This is a genomic window from Aquiflexum sp. (assembly GCF_041749095.1).
In the GTDB taxonomy this organism is placed as follows: domain Bacteria; phylum Bacteroidota; class Bacteroidia; order Cytophagales; family Cyclobacteriaceae; genus Aquiflexum.
Map to the genome: position 1 here is coordinate 1 of NZ_JBGTCA010000033.1, position 17,717 is coordinate 17,717.

The 17,717-nt window shown below is 39.4% G+C and carries 14 protein-coding genes and 1 pseudogene; 14 read left to right on the forward strand and 1 reads right to left on the reverse strand.

Going from position 1 to position 17,717, the window contains the following annotated elements:
- The 3 genes and pseudogenes from ACEW8O_RS02510 to ACEW8O_RS02520 all read left to right on the forward strand — a co-directional run.
- Positions 1 to 565: pseudogene (locus tag ACEW8O_RS02510) on the forward strand (hypothetical protein); the annotation flags it as partial.
- 33 nt (positions 566 to 598) lie between these two features.
- Positions 599 to 2,590 carry a hypothetical protein gene (locus ACEW8O_RS02515; protein ID WP_373493047.1) on the forward strand — a complete coding sequence of 664 codons (1,992 nt, stop codon included), beginning with the start codon at positions 599 to 601 and terminating at the stop codon, positions 2,588 to 2,590.
- A 72-nt stretch (positions 2,591 to 2,662) separates the two neighbouring features.
- A complete protein-coding gene (locus ACEW8O_RS02520; RefSeq protein WP_373493048.1) occupies positions 2,663 to 3,757 on the forward strand; it encodes a sugar transferase in 1,095 nt (364 codons plus the stop codon).
- Positions 3,758 to 4,103: 346 nt separating this feature from the next.
- Here the strand turns inward: ACEW8O_RS02520 and ACEW8O_RS02525 are convergent, their stop codons facing one another.
- The gene (locus ACEW8O_RS02525; RefSeq protein ID WP_373493049.1) at positions 4,104 to 4,337 is read right to left on the reverse strand and encodes a hypothetical protein; all 234 of its coding nucleotides are present in this window, start codon (positions 4,335 to 4,337) and stop codon (positions 4,104 to 4,106) included.
- A gap of 663 nt (positions 4,338 to 5,000) precedes the next feature.
- On the opposite strand from ACEW8O_RS02525, the gene ACEW8O_RS02530 reads away from it, so the two are divergent.
- The 11 genes from ACEW8O_RS02530 to ACEW8O_RS02580 form a co-directional block, all read left to right on the forward strand.
- Entirely contained in the window at positions 5,001 to 6,404 is a 1,404-nt protein-coding gene (locus ACEW8O_RS02530) for an anthranilate synthase component I family protein (RefSeq protein ID WP_373493050.1), read from the forward strand.
- Positions 6,405 to 6,508: 104 nt separating this feature from the next.
- Positions 6,509 to 7,075, forward strand: coding sequence for an aminodeoxychorismate/anthranilate synthase component II (locus ACEW8O_RS02535; protein WP_373493051.1), 567 nt, complete (start codon positions 6,509 to 6,511; stop codon positions 7,073 to 7,075).
- 250 nt (positions 7,076 to 7,325) lie between these two features.
- Positions 7,326 to 8,339, forward strand: a complete 1,014-nt coding sequence (gene trpD, locus ACEW8O_RS02540) for an anthranilate phosphoribosyltransferase (protein WP_373493052.1) — start codon at positions 7,326 to 7,328, stop codon at positions 8,337 to 8,339.
- Between the two features lie 5 nt (positions 8,340 to 8,344).
- Complete coding sequence (trpC, locus tag ACEW8O_RS02545) at positions 8,345 to 9,166, forward strand: indole-3-glycerol phosphate synthase TrpC (protein WP_373493053.1); 822 nt, start codon at positions 8,345 to 8,347, stop codon at positions 9,164 to 9,166.
- A complete protein-coding gene (locus tag ACEW8O_RS02550; RefSeq protein WP_373493054.1) occupies positions 9,163 to 9,783 on the forward strand; it encodes a phosphoribosylanthranilate isomerase in 621 nt (206 codons plus the stop codon). Before trpC ends, ACEW8O_RS02550 begins: the two co-directional genes overlap by 4 nt.
- Before the next feature lie 164 nt (positions 9,784 to 9,947).
- Positions 9,948 to 11,126 (forward strand): tryptophan synthase subunit beta, encoded by a 1,179-nt coding sequence (gene trpB / locus ACEW8O_RS02555; protein ID WP_373493055.1) that lies wholly within the window; start codon positions 9,948 to 9,950, stop codon positions 11,124 to 11,126.
- A 423-nt stretch (positions 11,127 to 11,549) separates the two neighbouring features.
- Positions 11,550 to 12,323: a tryptophan synthase subunit alpha gene (trpA, locus tag ACEW8O_RS02560; RefSeq protein ID WP_373493056.1), complete on the forward strand. Its 774-nt coding sequence runs from the start codon at positions 11,550 to 11,552 to the stop codon at positions 12,321 to 12,323.
- A 3-nt stretch (positions 12,324 to 12,326) separates the two neighbouring features.
- Positions 12,327 to 13,346, forward strand: a complete 1,020-nt coding sequence (gene aroF / locus ACEW8O_RS02565) for a 3-deoxy-7-phosphoheptulonate synthase (protein WP_373493057.1) — start codon at positions 12,327 to 12,329, stop codon at positions 13,344 to 13,346.
- Between the two features lie 1,329 nt (positions 13,347 to 14,675).
- Entirely contained in the window at positions 14,676 to 15,887 is a 1,212-nt protein-coding gene (locus ACEW8O_RS02570) for a TlpA family protein disulfide reductase (protein WP_373493058.1), read from the forward strand.
- A gap of 87 nt (positions 15,888 to 15,974) precedes the next feature.
- On the forward strand, positions 15,975 to 17,141 hold the full coding sequence (locus ACEW8O_RS02575; protein ID WP_373493059.1) for a serine hydrolase domain-containing protein: 1,167 nt from the start codon (positions 15,975 to 15,977) through the stop codon (positions 17,139 to 17,141).
- A gap of 253 nt (positions 17,142 to 17,394) precedes the next feature.
- Positions 17,395 to 17,717: PKD domain-containing protein (locus ACEW8O_RS02580; RefSeq protein WP_407936182.1), on the forward strand; the 323-nt coding region annotated here is incomplete at its 3' end.

The following is a 17,717-nucleotide window of genomic DNA, read 5'->3' on the forward strand; positions in this document are numbered from 1 at the left end:
TTCTTGGGGGGCTTTTCATGACAAAGGACAGATGGGTTTTTCTGATGATTATAAAACCAATTTGGTTGAAGAACTTGCTGCAAATTACAGGGTTTTTATTTCATCTGAAGGGGAATTGCCAAAAGAATTGAGGGACTACCGGATCAGTATCAAACCCAATAAAGTGCATCATGCATTACATTATGCTTCATTGTTTGTAGGAGAAGGTGCTACTATGGCATCTGAATGCGCCGCCCTTGGAACCCCCGCGATTTACGTCAATTCCCTCGATGCCGGAACATTGCAGCAGCAAGCAAAAAATGGTCTGATACATAATTTGAGATATGAAAAAGGAGTACTTGAACTAGCGCTAAATGTCCTAGTAGATATGGAATATAAAAAAGGGTTGAGAAAGAAAATAGAAGCCCTGTCCAAAGAAAGGTATAACCTTACTGATTTCTTGGTTTGGTTGGTTGAGGAATACCCGAATTCAAAAAAAATGTTGTTAGAAGGGGGCCTTGATTTGCAGGAAAAGTTTGGAAATTCATCTACTCTTCTAGAAGAATGTAATAATGATAAGTTTTAAGTGCTTTTTCAGATATAAAAATTATCATTACCCATGTGCGGCATCTTCGGACTAATCCTCAAACCAAACTCCGGCATACCTGAATCTTCTCTAAGCCCAATGCTCCGGCACCTGGCCTTGTCAAGTGAATCCCGTGGCAAGGATTCCTCAGGTCTGGCTTTTATCCATGCTGATGCTATGGATTTGGTGAAGGGTGATATCAGGATAAGAGAATTGATCCGCTCTGGGAAATTCAATCAACTATTCTCGCAGGCTAAAAATCAATACAGCATTTCAGGGAAGGATTTTGGCATTTTGGGCCATGCCAGATTGGTGACCAATGGTTCCCAGTTGCAAGCGGAAAACAATCAACCTGTGCAATTGGAAAACGACATTCTGATACACAACGGTATCATTGTCAACGTGGACCAACTTTGGCAAGACAGACCACAATGGCAGAGAAAGTACAAGATTGACTCTGAAATCATCCTAAAATTGCTTCAGGAAGATTTTTTGAAGGAGGGAAAAAATCTTAAAGAAGTTCTGGGAAATCTGGAAGGAACCTATTCTATCATTGCCTTTTTCGCTTCTCAGAACAGGTTGCTCCTGGCCACAAATAATGGTTCCTTATATTACCTCCATCAGCCAAACAGGTTTTTCATGGTGGCCTCGGAAGCTTTTCATTTAAATACCTTAATCCAAAAATCCTTGGGTAAACCTTTGCAGAATACCCCTATCAAGAAACTCAATCCAGGTGAGTCAGTTTATCTGGATCTGGATACGCTGGATTTTGCTCCATTTAAAGCCAAGAACAATCCCATCCAAAATTTCAGAACATTTTTTCATCCAATTCAAAACCTAAAAGCATCCAGGGAAGTGGTACTGGAACCAGAAATCCGCTTTAACAGAAACAAAGAGAAAAAGCTCTTTGACCTATTGGAGTATAATATTGAAAGGATACAGACAATTATGAGATGCACAACATGCATACTCCCTGAATCTTTCCCATTTATCCATTTTTACAAGAATGGGGTATGCAATTATTGTCACGGCTATATTCCCAAAAGCAAAAAAGGAAAGTTGGATGAATTGAAGACCATTATCTCATCTTACCGTAGTTCGGATGGCAAACAGGATTGTATTGTGCCTTTCAGCGGGGGAAGGGACAGTTCATTTGCACTTCATTTTGTGAAAAAAGAACTTGGACTCAACCCGATCGCATTTACCTATGATTGGGGGATGGTGACGGATTTGGCGAGAAGGAATATTGCGAGGGTATGCGGTAAATTGGGTGTGGAAAATATTGTAGTCGCTGCCGATATTCATTGGAAGCGCCAAAATATCAGAAAAAACATAGAGGCTTGGCTGAAAAACCCCACATTGGGAATGATCCCATTATTTATGGCCGGGGACAAATACTTCTTTTATTATACAGATAGACTGAAAAAACAGACCGGCATCAATTTGAACATTTGGGGAGTCAACCATCTTGAAAATACTGACTTTAAGGTCGGGTTTGCAGGATTGCCCCCACAATTTGATAAGGAACATATTTATTCCTTATCAAGGTTGAACCAGTTAAGGTTGATGGGCTATGTCGGTAAAGAATTTTTATCCAATCCAAAATACATCAATCAGTCGTTAATAGATACGTTGGGTTCGTTTGCGGTCCGCTACCTCGCTCCCAAGAAGGATTATTATCAATTATTCGATTATTATCCCTGGAAAGAAAACGAAATCAACCCTTTGATCCAAAATGAATACGATTGGGAAAAGGCAAGCGATACAGATTCCACTTGGAGAATAGGCGACGGAACAGCAGGCTTTTACAATTATATCTACTATACGGTAGCAGGCTTTTCGGAAGTGGACACTTTCAGGAGCAATCAGGTTAGAGAAGGAATGATCAGTAGGGAAGAGGCATTGAAAAGAGCCATGGAGGAAAACAAACCCCGCTTTGAAACCATCCGATGGTACCTTGAAATAATAGGCATTGACTTTCAGCATGCGTTGGAAAAAATCAATGCCATTCCTAAGCTTTATTGATAATGGTGTGAAAAATACAACACAATTCATCGAAAAAATTGTTTATTTAGTGTCTCGAATTTTATAGTTTAAATGAATCTCGCAAGTACCTTACAACCAGTCGATTATCAGCAGTTAAGCCTAGCTCCTGTGGTTGAGGATATTTCTTTGCCCAGAACCCTTCCTCTAGGATCCCATTTTTTTGTGAAAAAATATATTCAGGGAATCCCAGGTTCAGAAATTCATATTGCTGAAAAAATCAATGATTTTAAGATTTTCAGAAGAACTCCATTTTCGGCTTTAGTATCAACTTCCAAGCTCAATTCATTTGAGGATATCAACGAACTGTTTACACTTTCTTCCAGATTATTGGACAGGTCAGGCCTTATCATTGGGCAGGTGGAAACCTATGTGAACAGGAAAAACAAAATCCTGGAAAAGTATCCGTTTTTGTTGAGTCAATTGATTTATAGATTTGATTCCCTATTGTACAGGGTATTTCCCAAGCTACCGATAACCCAAAAAATTTATGATTTACTTACCGGAGGCAAAGGTAAGTTGATGTCCCGGGTTGAATTGACGGGGAGGTTGTATGCTTTTGGTTTCGAGGTGGTTGATTATCAGGATATCGATAATACGCATTTTTTTGTAGCTACCAAAATCAGCGAACCCATCAAACAAGCAGACCCTACTTACTGGCCAATTGTAAAGCTTAAGAGAGTAGGGGAGGGAGGAAGAGAATTTAATGTGTACAAGCTACGGACCATGTATCCGTATTCAGAATATCTGCAGGAATATATTTACCAACATAATAACCTGACCGAAGGTGGGAAATTCAATGATGATTTCAGGGTTTCAGCATTTGGGAAAATACTCAGGAAAGTGTGGCTGGATGAGATCCCTATGATCTGGAATTTGCTGAAAGGTGATTTGAAGTTTGTAGGTGTCCGGCCTTTGAGTGAGCAATATTTCAGGTTATATTCAGAGGAACTGAAAACCAAAAGAACCCAAACAAAGCCGGGGCTTCTTCCACCATTCTATGCAGATCTTCCAAAAACCTTAGATGAGATCATGGCCTCCGAATTAAGGTATCTTGACGCCTATTCCAAGTCGCCAATAAAAACCGATATCCAATATTTTTTCAAAATCATGAAAAATATTTTATTTAAGGGAGCGAGGAGCGGGTAGTTCAGTAGGCAGTTTGCAGTCGCAGTTGGCAGTTGGCTCAGTTGGGAGTTTACAGTCTCAGTTTACAGTTGGCAGTCGCAGTAGGCAGTTTGCAGTTGGTCCAGTAGACAGTTTGCAGTCGCAGTTAACTTGTTGGTCAAATACGCTATCAGTTTATAGAAGGCCTTCGCTGGTGGTAGTCTCAGGAAGCAGTTGCAAGTTTTACTTCTTTCTGACACACTGCTCACATGCTGACACTGAACACTGCATACTTCCCACCGAAAACTGACAATCTGGCCACTGATCACTGCCTACTGAACACTGATTACTGCCCACTGCATACTGAAAACTGAACACTGAGCACCGCCTACTGCCCACTGAACACTGATAACTGAAGATTGAACTCCAAGGCTGAACCTTCCACAAACTCATCCACGGTCAGGTCTTCAAAAATTTCCTCGTCAAACTCCATTTCTGTTTTTTCAATTTTCCCATCAGGATGTACAATCAATTCAGTACCTGTCAGATCATCCGGATTTACTTTTACCAGAACCTGATAATCATCAAACACTCTCTTAAAATATCGGGGTAGGTTTTTCATTGAAAATATTTTTTTAATTTATTTGCTGGGGTCTGAATAAAAAATCAATAAAGCTTCCCAGACTATTTTTCTCGCCATGAGCGGGTTTTTTTTAAAGCTTCATTATGATCAAACCTCATTAAAGGCAATTTCAAGCTTTTCAATTTCAAACACATCCAGTTGCATGATTTTTTCAATCATGGTATATTTCTTCATTCGTAAATCCATAGTTCCAAGCTTTTTATAAAATTAAGGCAATTTAATTATTTATCAGCATTATTCTCCCAATGCACTCTGTAGAATGGGGAGGATTTTGGATAGAAGCCCCCCCTTTTCATTTCCTATTCATCAATAAGGAATTTGATTAAAGGCTATCCGATTAATAAAATGGGTGGTATTTTAATAACAAAGGTTGAGAAAATTAAATTTTCCCTAAATTTTCCAATTTTTCAATATTCTCAATTTTCCAATAATATTTTTAAAATATGTTTTGTTAAACAGAATGCATTTTTAACTTTGTCCCATTGCAAAAATGAAAACGATTCAAACAAAATATTGGTGGTGGCATTTGACTTCTCATTCCGGGGAAGAACCGAAAGCTATTGTCCAATAACAGATTTGTTACGATATACAAAAGGCTTGCTGGTTTTCCCGGCAGGCCTTTTTTCTTTTTAACCCAAGACCATGGAAACATTCAAAATTCATACGGAACACAAAAAATTACTCGCAGACACGATAACCCCTGTTAGTATTTATCTTCAGATCAGGGATAGGTTTGCCAATCCGATTTTGTTTGAGAGTTCGGACTATCATGGTCAGGAAGACAGTTACTCCTACATCTGTTTCAATCCGATTGCTTCATTTTCTTTCAATGGTGGAACGGTCACAGAATCCTTGCCCCAAGGAAAATCGAATGCTTATGAGGTCAGGGAGGAACTCGCACTAATTGATGCTTTAAGGCAGTTTTCTGCAAAATTTCAGGATGATAACGGCAAACATAAATTTATCAGCAATGGGCTTTTTGGCTATATGCAGTATGATGCTGTTGCCTATTTTGAGGACATCAAGTTGTCGAATACCAGTTCGGATCCTGTACCGATGATGCATTATGCCGTGTATCAGAATGTGATAGTAGTTGATCATTTCAAAAATGAAATGCACCTGTTTGAACATTCTTTGGAAGGTTCAAAAGGAAACGTCCTCCCTCAACTGGAAACACTGTTAAACAGCAAAAATATTCCTTCCTATTCATTTAAACTTGTCGGAGAAGAATCCTCTAATTACTCAGATGAGGAGTTTCTGGAAATCCTCCAAAAGGGACAGGAACATTGTTTCAGGGGAGATGTATTCCAAATTGTGCTTTCCCGGAGGTACACGACTTCTTTCAAGGGAGATGAATTCAATGTTTATCGGGCGCTTAGATCCGTCAACCCGTCGCCATATTTGTTTTATTTTGACTATGGTTCCTATAAGGTTTTTGGTAGTTCTCCTGAAGCACAGATTGTGGTCAAAAACAATGTGGCTACCATTTACCCTATAGCGGGGACTTTCAAGCGGACAGGGAATGACCAAGCAGATGCGACTTTGGCCATGGAACTATATGATGATCCCAAAGAAAATTCAGAGCATGTGATGTTGGTGGATCTTGCCAGAAATGACCTCAGCAGGTCTTCTGAAAAAGTCAAAGTAGAGGTCTTTAAAGAAATTCAATACTACTCCCATGTCATTCATTTGGTCTCCAAAGTAACCGGGCAACTCCCCGAAAATGCAAACCCACTTCAATTGGTGGCAGATACCTTTCCTGCCGGTACCCTATCGGGAGCGCCAAAATATCGGGCTATGGAATTGATAGATGAACTGGAAAACACTTCCAGAAAATTCTATGGCGGCGCCATTGGTTTTCTGGGTTTCAATGGTGATTTCAACCATGCCATTTTGATCCGATCATTTGTATCAGAAAACAATCAACTGAGGTTCCAAGCAGGGGCAGGTGTGGTTGCTAAGTCCTCAATACCCTCAGAATTGCAGGAAGTTACTAACAAGCTTGAGGCGTTGAGGGTGGCCCTCAAAACGGCCGAAAAAATCTAATTGATGTAATTTTCCTAAAGATATGAATTGCTTAATCAGTAATATCAGAATGGATTTGAATCTATTCAACCCACAGTCCACAATTTAAAAATTTTGATGCTTCTATGAAGATTCTTGTTTTAGATAATTACGATTCCTTTACCTATAACTTAGTATATATCATCAGGACATTGGGTTATGGGGCAAATATGGAAATATATAGAAATGACAAAATCAATTTGGCTGATGTGGGTGTTTATGATAAAATACTCCTTTCACCCGGACCGGGAATCCCTTCCGAAGCGGGGATTATGCCTGAATTGCTGAAAACATTCTCTTCGACAAAGGACATTCTAGGAGTCTGTCTCGGTCATCAGGCAATAGGAGAGGCTTTTGGGGGTGACCTGATCAACTTGTCGGAAGTTGTCCATGGATTGGCTTCTGAGGTGAAAATAGAAGAGGATATGTTATTTCAAGGATTGCCAGAGAATTTCAAAATAGGACGGTACCATTCTTGGGTGATCAATGAAAACACTTTATCTCCTGATTTGGAAATTATAGCAAGGACACCTGATAACCAAATTATGGGTGTCAGACATAAAAAATTCAAAGTCCGTGGCCTTCAGTTCCATCCGGAGTCGGTATTGACCGAACATGGGGTGGAGATGATGAGAAATTGGCTGGAAAGCTGATGGTAGAAGCGAGAGGCGAGAAACGAGAAGCGAGAGCCGAGATGCTAGAACCAAGAAGCGAGAGCCGAGAACCGAGATCCGAGACCTTTGAGGTTTTCAAAACCTCGAAGGTCTTAATTTAAAAGGAAGACAAAATTCAAAAAACTAGAGCCAAGAAAAGTTATGATAGAATCAATAACTTGGAAGTGAGATACAATAAATTACAGCATCAAACCTTCAATAAACCAATAACCCACACAAACCTACAACCATGAAAGACATACTCAACCACTTGATCGAACACAGGACGCTTTCCAAAGAACAGGCGAAGGAAGTGTTAAAGAACATTGCAACCGGGGAGTATAACCAATCCCAGATTGCGGCTTTTTTGACGGTTTATTTGATGAGAAGTATTACGGTCGAGGAACTTGGAGGATTTCGGGAAGCCATGTTGGAGCTTTGTGTTCCTGTGGAAATTGCTGAATATGATGCCATGGACCTTTGTGGAACAGGTGGAGATGGCAAAGATACTTTCAATATTTCCACACTTGCATCCTTTATTGTAGCAGGGGCTGGTCAAAATGTGGCCAAGCATGGCAATACAGGAGTTTCCTCCATTTGTGGTTCTTCCAACCTGTTGGCCTATTTCGGATATGAGTTTACCAGCGATATAGACAAAATCAGGAAAAGCCTGGATGAAGCGGGAATCTGTTTTCTCCATGCACCGCTTTTTCACCCTGCCATGAAAAATGTAGGCCCTATCAGAAAGGAATTGGGGGTAAAAACTTTCTTCAACATGCTCGGTCCCATGGTCAATCCGAGTTTTCCGAAAAAACAATTGGTAGGGGTTTTTAGTCTTGAATTGGCGAGGCTATATGCTTACCTCTATCAGGAACACGAGGGAAATTTCAGTATTCTCCATTCTATGGACGGATATGATGAAATATCCTTGACAGGGGATTTTAAAATGATATCAAATTCAGGAGAAAAGCTTTATAGTCCGACGGGAATTGGTTTGAAGAAAATCTTGGCAGATTCCATAAAGGGAGGGGATACAGTAAAAGAATCCGCACAGATATTCGATGCAATCTTGAAAGGTAAAGGAACATCTTCCCAAAACGCTGTTGTTATGGCTAATGCTGCTGCGGCTTTGATTACTGCAGACCCTTCACTTGGATTTGAGCATGCGCTATCCAAAGCTGAAGATTCACTTTTGTCAGGAAAAGCCCTACAGGTGTTCACTGCCCTTGTCAATCCTAAAACATCCATTTCTTTTGCAAACTAAGACCTATGAATATTTTAGATAGAATTATTGTCCACAAAAAGAAGGAAGTTTCCGAAAAGAGCGGCCTTGTTCCTGTAAAGTTGCTTGAAAAAAGTATTTATTTTGAAAGCAAAGTGGTGTCGATGAAAAAGTACATCACCAGGGAAGATAAAACGGGGATTATTGCTGAATTCAAAAGAAAATCACCTTCAAAGGGAGATATCAATATCAATGCATCCATCGAAAAGGTAAGCATCGGTTATATGCAGGCAGGGGCTTCGGCTTTGTCCATCTTGACCGATCAGGAGTTTTTCGGTGGGCAAAATGAGGATTTGACTTTGGCCAGAAAATACAACTTCTGCCCGATTCTTAGAAAGGATTTCATTATTGATGAGTACCAGATCATTGAAGCCAAATCAATAGGTGCGGATTGCATCCTCCTAATTGCTGCTGCATTGCAGCCTAATAGATTAAAAGAATTGGCTGCTTTTGCACGTTCTTTGGGACTAGAGGTGTTGATGGAGGTTCATGATGGAGAAGAACTTGGTGTTGCAGTAAACGAATATTTGGATTTGATTGGCGTAAATAACAGGAGCCTGAAAACTTTTGAGGTTTCATTGGAAACATCTTTCGGTTTGGTTGATCAAATCCCATCTGATTTTGTGAAAATCTCTGAAAGTGGAATTTCCAACCCCCAAACACTTGTTGACCTGAAAGATGCCGGCTTTGATGGATTTCTGATAGGTGAGAATTTTATGAAATCTGGAAGGCCGCAACAGGCGGCTTATAATTTCATAAAAGAATACAGGAATTTGATTTCCCAAAAGCATGGCATAACCGGAGGATGATGAAGCTGAAAGTCTGTGGCATGCGGGAACCTGATAATATCAGGGAATTGATAGAGCAAATCCAGCCTGATTGGATGGGTTTGATCTTTCATCCTTCTTCGCCAAGGTTTGTGGACAGCAATGAAGACTATATCAAAGCATTAGAGATCAGAAAAGTAGGGGTTTTTGTCAATGCGGATATCGCGGATATAGCGGAAAAAATCCATTCTTTTGGATTGACAACGCTACAGTTGCATGGGAAAGAAACAGTTGATGAAGTCAGGAAAATCAAAGAGAAATCCGGGTTGGAAATCTTCAAGGTTTATTCGGTCAATGATTCAATCCAATGGGAATTAGTGGAATGTTACTTGCCTTATGTGGACTACTTTCTATTTGATACTTTCACCAAGTCCTACGGTGGTAGTGGGAAGACCTTCAATTGGCAATTGCTCCTGGATTACCCTTTTGAAAAGCCCTTTTTACTTAGTGGAGGCATAAGTTTGGATCATATAGTTCCCATCCAAAATCTCCAATCCCAAGTCCCCCAAATGAAAGGAATAGACATCAATTCAAAATTTGAAATTGAACCGGGATATAAGAATTTGGCTTTAATAAAAGAGTTTAAAGGGAAAATTTGAATAGAAATATAGTTGAAATAAGGTAGAAATATAGTTGAAATAGTCTATTAATTTCTTACCACTAATCCAGATAGTAATCGGATCTAATTCTAAGATCTAATCCCGATAGCTATCGGGACTACCTTCTCACATCTCACATCTCACGTCTCACGTCTTAAAAAAAAATGATCAAAATCGACGAAAAAGGATATTATGGAAAATTTGGGGGTGCATACATCCCTGAAATGCTCCATCCCAATATTGAAGAGCTCAGGGAAAATTATGAGCAGATTGTGGCTACAGACGAGTTCCAGAAGGAATTCAAAAGTCTGTTGAAAGATTACGTAGGAAGGCCTACACCTCTATATTTTGCGGAACGAATGTCCCGGAAATATGGCGCAAAAATATACTTCAAGCGCGAGGACCTTTGCCATACCGGTGCCCATAAGGTCAACAATACAGTTGGGCAGATTATCTTGGCCAAAAAGCTTGCCAAAAAGCGGATCATTGCAGAAACAGGTGCCGGTCAACATGGAGTTGCCACTGCCACTGTATGTGCCTTGATGGGAATGGATTGTACCATTTACATGGGTTCACTTGACATCCAACGGCAGCGCCCCAATGTAGAACGGATGAAAATCCTGGGCGCAAAAGTGGTTCCCGCCACTTCAGGAAATCAAACCCTCAAAGATGCCACCAACGAAGCGATGCGTCAATGGATCAATAATCCTGTTGATACGCATTACATAATTGGTTCTGTGGTAGGGCCACATCCATATCCTGAAATGGTGGCCAGGTTTCAATCTGTGATTTCTGAAGAGATTAAATGGCAGTTGAAAGAAAAAGAAGGAACAGAAAATCCCAATTTGGTCATCGCCTGTGTAGGTGGAGGTAGCAATGCGGCTGGAGCATTTTACCATTATTACAATGTCCCTCAGGTAAGGCTGATTGCAGTAGAGGCTGCGGGATTGGGAATATCTTCCGGGAAATCTGCAGCCACCACTGCCCTGGGAACTCCGGGTATCCTGCATGGAAGCAAAACTTTACTTATGCAAACTGAAGATGGACAGGTTGTAGAGCCACATTCCATTTCGGCAGGACTGGATTATCCCGGAATAGGACCTGTACATGCGCATCTTTTTGATATCGGGAGAGGGGAGTTTGTGGCAGTGGAGGATAAAGATGCGATGAAGGCAGGAATAGAACTCAGTCGCATGGAAGGTATTATCCCGGCCATCGAAACCGCCCATGCCATCCACGCACTGAATATGATTATGTACAGAAAGGGCGATATCATCGTCATCAACCTGTCTGGAAGAGGTGACAAGGATCTGGAAACTTATATTAAGTGGGGAGGGTATTAAAGGAGGAAGGATGAAGGGTGAAGGATGAAGGTTGGGTTGTACGAAGAACGAAGTACAATGTACCAAGATTCCGAAAATCTTATTCGGATAGCTACTATGAGAGTGGTCTAACAACCATGATTAGGAAAAAAGTTTTATTTCTACTTTGCCAATGACAAATTTGGAAATTGATAGTTTAGAACCACAAATAACATTCAAATCTTGTAAATGGCTTTGCCTTGTCACCTCGACGTCAGGAGAGGTCTATGGCCTGATGTCATTACCTAGTTCTGAACATTTAAAAGATGTTAAGGACTCGAAATGACAAAGTGAAAGCCTTTGACACAATTGAATTGATATGAAATCTAAAATCTAAAATCTACATTCTGCAATCTACAATCTAAAATCTCAAGTCTCACGTCTCATATCTCACATCTCAAAAATATGAACCGAATACATACATTATTTCAAAACAAAAAAGAGCGGGTGCTGTCGATTTACTTTACGGCAGGATTTCCAAAATTGGAAGATACTCTGCCGATCATGAAGGCTGTTCAGGATGCCGGGGCGGATATTATAGAGATAGGAGTTCCATACTCGGATCCGATAGCTGATGGGCCAACCATTCAGGACAGCAACATGATTGCCCTAGAAAACGGCATGAGTCTCAAAAAGCTGTTTGGACAATTAGAGGTTATGCGGGAGTCAATTACTATTCCGGTGGTACTGATGGGATATTTGAATCCGATCATCCAATATGGGATGGAAGCTTTTTGCAAAAAATGCCAGGAATTGGGGATTGATGGTCTGATCTTGCCTGATCTTCCGGTGCAGCAATACCTTGAGGAATACCGGCAATTGTTCGAGAAATATGGTTTGGCAAATACATTTTTGATATCTCCTCAGACCAGTGAAAAGAGGATTTTGGAAATCGACCAAAATTCAGATGGTTTTATCTATATGGTTTCTTCCCATAGCATTACAGGTGCCAAATCAGGGATTTCCGAAGAACAGATTGCCTATTTCAAGAGGGTAAAAGAGATGGATCTTAAAAACCCAAGGTTAATCGGTTTTGGGATTTCCGATTCGGAGACATTTACCAATGCATCTTCTTATAGCAATGGTGCGATCATAGGAAGTGCATTTATCAAAGTGATCAAAGACAGTAAAAATCTGGCTGAGGATATAAAAAACTATATTCAGTCCATAATCAAATAAAATATGATTGTTCAGTTAAAAGAAGATATTTCCGAAAAACAAAAGGATTCCCTTATTCAGGAAATTAATCAAATCGGTTACAAAATCACAGAAGTGAAAACCCAATTAGGGGATTATTTGGTGGGGATAGGCAAGAAAGAATTTGACATCCGTAAAATCGGCCAAAAAGAAGGTATTCAGGATATTCACATTGTGTCCGATGAATATAAGCTGGTTTCCAAAAAATGGAAGGCAAAGCCTACTTCAGTCGATTTGGGGGATGGGGTGTATATTAAAGATGGTGATATGGCCATCATGGCAGGTCCATGTTCCATTGAATCAGAAGAACAGATCATCAAAGTCATTGACCACCTCAAAGAAAACGGGATCAAAATGATGCGTGGTGGTGTATTCAAACCCAGGTCAAGTCCCTATGCTTTCAGGGGCTTGGGGATTGATGGTCTGAAATTATGGTATGGCTTGGCAAAGGAAGCAGGTATCAAGATTGTAACTGAGGTCATGCAGGTTTCGCAGATTGAGGAAATGTACCCTTATGTGGACATTTATCAGGTGGGTGCCAGAAATACCCAAAACTTCAATTTATTGGATGAATTGGGGAAAGTGGACAAAACGGTCATGATCAAAAGAGGGATATCCGGAACCATAGAGGAATTGCTCCAATCTGCCGAATATGTATTCTCCGGTGGCAATGAAAAACTGATACTGTGTGAAAGGGGAATCAGAACCTATGAAAAGGCAAGCAGAAACACCCTGGATCTGAATGCCGTTCCCATCTTGAAAGTCAAATCCCATTTGCCCGTGGTTGTTGACCCGTCCCATGGAATCGGAATCAGGGAATATGTACCGCAAATGGCACTTTCCGGAGTGATGGCAGGTGCTGATGGGATCATCTATGAAACCCATGAAATCCCCGAAAAAGCCTACTCCGACGGACAACAGACCTTGGATTTTGCACAAAGCACACTCTTGGCGGATTGGATAAGGAAGACCTTTGCGATGAGAAAGACGTTTGATTTGTTGTAGAGGATTGGAAAATTGCAAGATTGAAAAATTAGGATGGTAGAGGTTTGAAGGTTCAAAGGTTGCAAGATTGAAATAGTCTCAGCCACTACGACCAAGTTATCTCTCTTCTCGGCTCTAGTCCCTGCCTGCCTGGCAGGTCTCGCATCTTGTTCTTGGGCCTTCATTTGAATATCAATTCTCTCCCCCTCAATCGTATACTTTCCATAATAGGTACTTTTATTTAAGGTGTGTTAACATATGTTGCTATTTGAAATACCCTTTAGGGGCAGTCCCGAGATTTGGGAGGTTGAACAATCTGAAAAAAAACATAAATAGAATATCCAATAAATCAACTGGTGACAAGACGAAACCAAGGCCCCAGTCTTTATACTTGGTACCAAAATCAAAACCGATAACTTCAAAAAAACCTTCGAGGTCCTGTCGTCGCGGTGGGGAAGACCTCAAAGGTTGTGGGAGAAGTACTTTGGTTTTTTTTAAACCCCAAGGTCTTGCTCTAGGATTAAAGTTTAAATGGTGTTAGGTAAAATTGGAAATGGCTGGATTTGCTGTTATTGTTTAAACACCCTGAAAGGGTGACATGTTTATAGATCGTTTGATGGGTTACCCAAGTTGGTTTTGGCTAATTTGATGGTCAATTGAGAAGGTGACTTTTCGCCAAAACAGGGGAGGTATATTTACCACAGATGAATCTTTTCGGGTAACCACATAGAAGCATAGAACACATTGTTTTTTGGTGCAGTTTCCATCTTTTTTTTTAAAAAATGAGCTTAATTTTCTATGTGTACTAAATGGACTATGTGGTAAAAATATGACTTAATATATTTTAGTTTTTAATAGGGTTTGGTCTACGAGAAAAACCTTCGAGGTTCAGTTCTCTCGAATGGGGAAGACCTCAAAGGTTTGCGGCTTTCGGGATTAGATGTTATTAGCCAGATTATAAGTCTCACTTTATTTCCGTCAACTCATGCAACCCAGACCTTACTTTTATAATCCTATAGCTATATAATCGAAATATGACTTAGATTGAATTTCAATTATAGTTCATTTTGAAATATGATATCTATGAAATACAGCCTGTTATTCACCATTGTCTTGTTGGTGGTTTTTAATTCTTGCAGTGAAAAAGACCCGCAAACAATAGTTTGCGGGATTTTACCTGACTTACAGAATAAAACCATTTCGTTAATTCCAGTTGATGATTATTTCCCCGGACTGAAGAGTAAGGAAGGGTATCACACAATCGAGACCGATAGTTTAGGACGGTTCAAGTTTAGTTTCACCTTAACAGGTCCAAATTTCTATCAAATCATCAGCAATAATTATCATTAGTTGAAAGCTGATATTTTCATTATACCCAAAGATTCTTTATACATTGAACAATCTTCATGGAGTGACGAACCGAAATTTGTAATTGGAGGAAAAGGAAGTGAAAAAATTATGCATCTGGAAAAGGATTATTCCATTTTTCCAAAGGATAAGTTATTCTTTGAGAAAATAACGAGTGACTCCTTTTCTACTGAACTTGAATTCAAAAGATTTATAGATAGCATTCATGTTGAAAGAGTAAATGCTTTGAATTGGTTTGCATCAATTCCTGAAGTAGTAAAGGAATACCATTTGAATACAATAAATGCCGAAAGGGCTAGCTTCCTTTTGGAGCATTTGGAAAGAAGGAATTATTATACAAAGGAAGAATTTGATTACTTTTTTCCTCATGAGACTTACTACAATTTCCTTGATAGTATTGATTTCAACAATGACTTTTCCAAAACTACAGCCGCTAAAATATTGGCTGGCGAATTTTTAACTAATAAGGCGCGGCATGCATTAAAAAATAAAAATGAAGAAGAATGGTGGAAAGAAAATTTGAATTGGAAATTGAAATTCATTGCCCATCAACCCAAATCATCCTGGACAGACCTCATGGCTTTAAGCACTATAAGCGAGTATTCATTCGGATTGATGGCCGATGATTTTTTTGATCATTTAAAGGTATTTGAAGAAAGTATGCGAAATCATTTTTCAAATGATATTAGCCGAAACAGCTTTGAATTGAATATTGCAAGCTTCAATCATTTGGAGCCCGGAAGTCAGGCACCCGACTTTGAATTGCCTGATTCAAATGGCCTCCTACATAAATTAAGTGACTTTCAAGGTAAAATAGTGTATATCGATTTTTGGGGTACATGGTGCTACCCATGCATCGAAGAAATACCGGATGCTTTATCACTGCAGGAGAAGTATAAAGACCAGCCGGTGAATTTCATTTATATAGCATTGGAAAACGGTTCAGATATTATTCGCTGGAAAGAGTTTATAGCAGGAAAAAATCAAAGGTTTGCAAAATTCCTAGGCAATAAACCTTATCCAGGTCTTCATCTTGTTGCGGAAAATCAATTTAGAAATGAAGCCATTTCTGCATATAAGTTAAATTTTGCCCCGACCCATGTTCTTATTGATCAAAAGGGGACGATTGTTAAAGCAAGAGCAAAGCGCTCAAAGGACATTCATGAAGATATTGATAAGTTGTTATATCAATAATTCTATGTAGAACCTCAAAGATGTGAGTGACATTCACATTGGCGATGGAGTAATTTCGGTTATGTCTCATCTTGAAAAACGATAGAAATGAAATACAACTTTTTATTAATCATTGTCTTTTTGTTTGGATTTGGTTCATGCAAGGAAAAAGACGGAAAAACAATTGTTGGTGCTAATTTACCTGACATACAAATGAAAAAGGCAGAACAAATATTGAACAATGAAATAGAAAATGGAAAATCACCTTCCATTCAATATTTCTTCTTTGACCAACACAAAATCATTGATTCATTTCAAAAGGGATTTGCGGATATCGTAGGACAGAAAAAGGTGGATTCAAATACAACTTATCACGCCTTATCGGTCACCAAAACATTTACCTCACTAGCGGTTTTACAGTTGGTAGAGCGTGGACTATTGGAGCTGGAAAAACCTGTAATCCATTATTTGCCCGGTTTTGATTATGGAGATGAAATTACTGTAAAACAATTGTTGAACCATACTTCAGGAATACCAAACCCCATTCCGCTTGCATGGATTCATTTAGAAAGCGATCATCATATATTTGACAGAAACTCATTTTTTGATTTGATTATTGAAAAAAACAAGAAGGTCAAATCCAAACCCAATGAAAAGTTTGCTTACTCCAATTTAGGGTATGTGATTTTAGGGCAATTAATTGAGAAAGTTTCCGGTAAAACCTATGAAGATTATATCATTAAAAATATTGTTCAAAAACTGCCAATAGGCCATGATGAAATGGCTTTTACCATTCCAAATCTTGATTTCCACGCAAAAGGTTATCATAAAAGAATGTCTTTTTCCAACCTCATTTTAGGCTTGTTTATCAACAAATCGAAGTTTATGGGTGAGAATGAAGGAAGATGGCAACCCTTTAAAATCTACTATGTAAATGGGGCTCCTTATGGAGGATTAGTTGGCAAGCCCAATGCATTTGTTTCATACGTTCAGGAATTGATGAATGAGAAAAATGGTTTGATTTCTGAAAAATCCAAAACAATGCTATTTCAGGAAAACAAAAATAATCAGGGTAAAAATACCGGGATGTGCCTGGGTTGGTTTTCCGGAGAACTAAACGGTATAAAATATTTTGCACACGCAGGTGGAGGCGGCGGGTATTACTGCGAAATCAGAATCTATCCAAAAATAAATAGGGGAAGCGTGATTTTTTTTAATCGAACAGGAATGTCAGACGAGAGGTATTTGGACAAAATTGACAGATTTTATATTTAAAGGATTAGAACCTCAATGTGGTGAAAAAACCTTCGAGGTCCTGTCTTCGCGGTAGGGAAGACCTCAAAGGTTTCCGACCTTTGAGGTTTATTTTTAACCTCGAAGGTCTCCCCCGCTTTTTAACAATAAAATAAACTTTCATCCTTTTTTTCAAAAAGCCATGCAACCCTCCTACCATTTTTCCAATCACTACACTGTATGAAAATACTTTTCAAAGTTTTTTCTATTAAAAAATCTAAACCAACACTTACAAATGAAAACTAACAACATTCTAATCTTAGCCGCTATTTGGCTACTTATTTTATCTGCCTGCAAGGAGGATGAGAATCCGGTGCTACAAAATAAACTTGTTGCCAATGCCGGTGCAGATAAGGAAATCCAGGTCAATACACCTGTGCAACTGGACGGGTCAGGTTCCAGTGATGGGAACCAACTATCCTTTACTTATAACTGGACTTTGAATTCCCGACCTGCTAACAGTACTGCGGCACTTTCAAACCCTACGCAGGAAAAACCTAGTTTCACCCCGGAACAATTGGGGCTTTACGAAGTGGAGCTGAAGATCGCCAATCAAAC

Bases quoted from the DNA above. Each gene is read 5' to 3' on its own strand.
- ACEW8O_RS02515 (WP_373493047.1), top strand. From the start codon at position 599: ATGTGCGGCATCTTCGGACTAATCCTCAAACCAAACTCCGGCATACCT.
- ACEW8O_RS02520 (WP_373493048.1), top strand. From the start codon at position 2,663: ATGAATCTCGCAAGTACCTTACAACCAGTCGATTATCAGCAGTTAAGC.
- ACEW8O_RS02525 (WP_373493049.1), bottom strand. From the start codon at position 4,337: ATGAAAAACCTACCCCGATATTTTAAGAGAGTGTTTGATGATTATCAG.
- ACEW8O_RS02530 (WP_373493050.1), top strand. From the start codon at position 5,001: ATGGAAACATTCAAAATTCATACGGAACACAAAAAATTACTCGCAGAC.
- ACEW8O_RS02535 (WP_373493051.1), top strand. From the start codon at position 6,509: ATGAAGATTCTTGTTTTAGATAATTACGATTCCTTTACCTATAACTTA.
- trpD (WP_373493052.1), top strand. From the start codon at position 7,326: ATGAAAGACATACTCAACCACTTGATCGAACACAGGACGCTTTCCAAA.
- trpC (WP_373493053.1), top strand. From the start codon at position 8,345: ATGAATATTTTAGATAGAATTATTGTCCACAAAAAGAAGGAAGTTTCC.
- ACEW8O_RS02550 (WP_373493054.1), top strand. From the start codon at position 9,163: ATGATGAAGCTGAAAGTCTGTGGCATGCGGGAACCTGATAATATCAGG.
- trpB (WP_373493055.1), top strand. From the start codon at position 9,948: ATGATCAAAATCGACGAAAAAGGATATTATGGAAAATTTGGGGGTGCA.
- trpA (WP_373493056.1), top strand. From the start codon at position 11,550: ATGAACCGAATACATACATTATTTCAAAACAAAAAAGAGCGGGTGCTG.
- aroF (WP_373493057.1), top strand. From the start codon at position 12,327: ATGATTGTTCAGTTAAAAGAAGATATTTCCGAAAAACAAAAGGATTCC.
- ACEW8O_RS02575 (WP_373493059.1), top strand. From the start codon at position 15,975: ATGAAATACAACTTTTTATTAATCATTGTCTTTTTGTTTGGATTTGGT.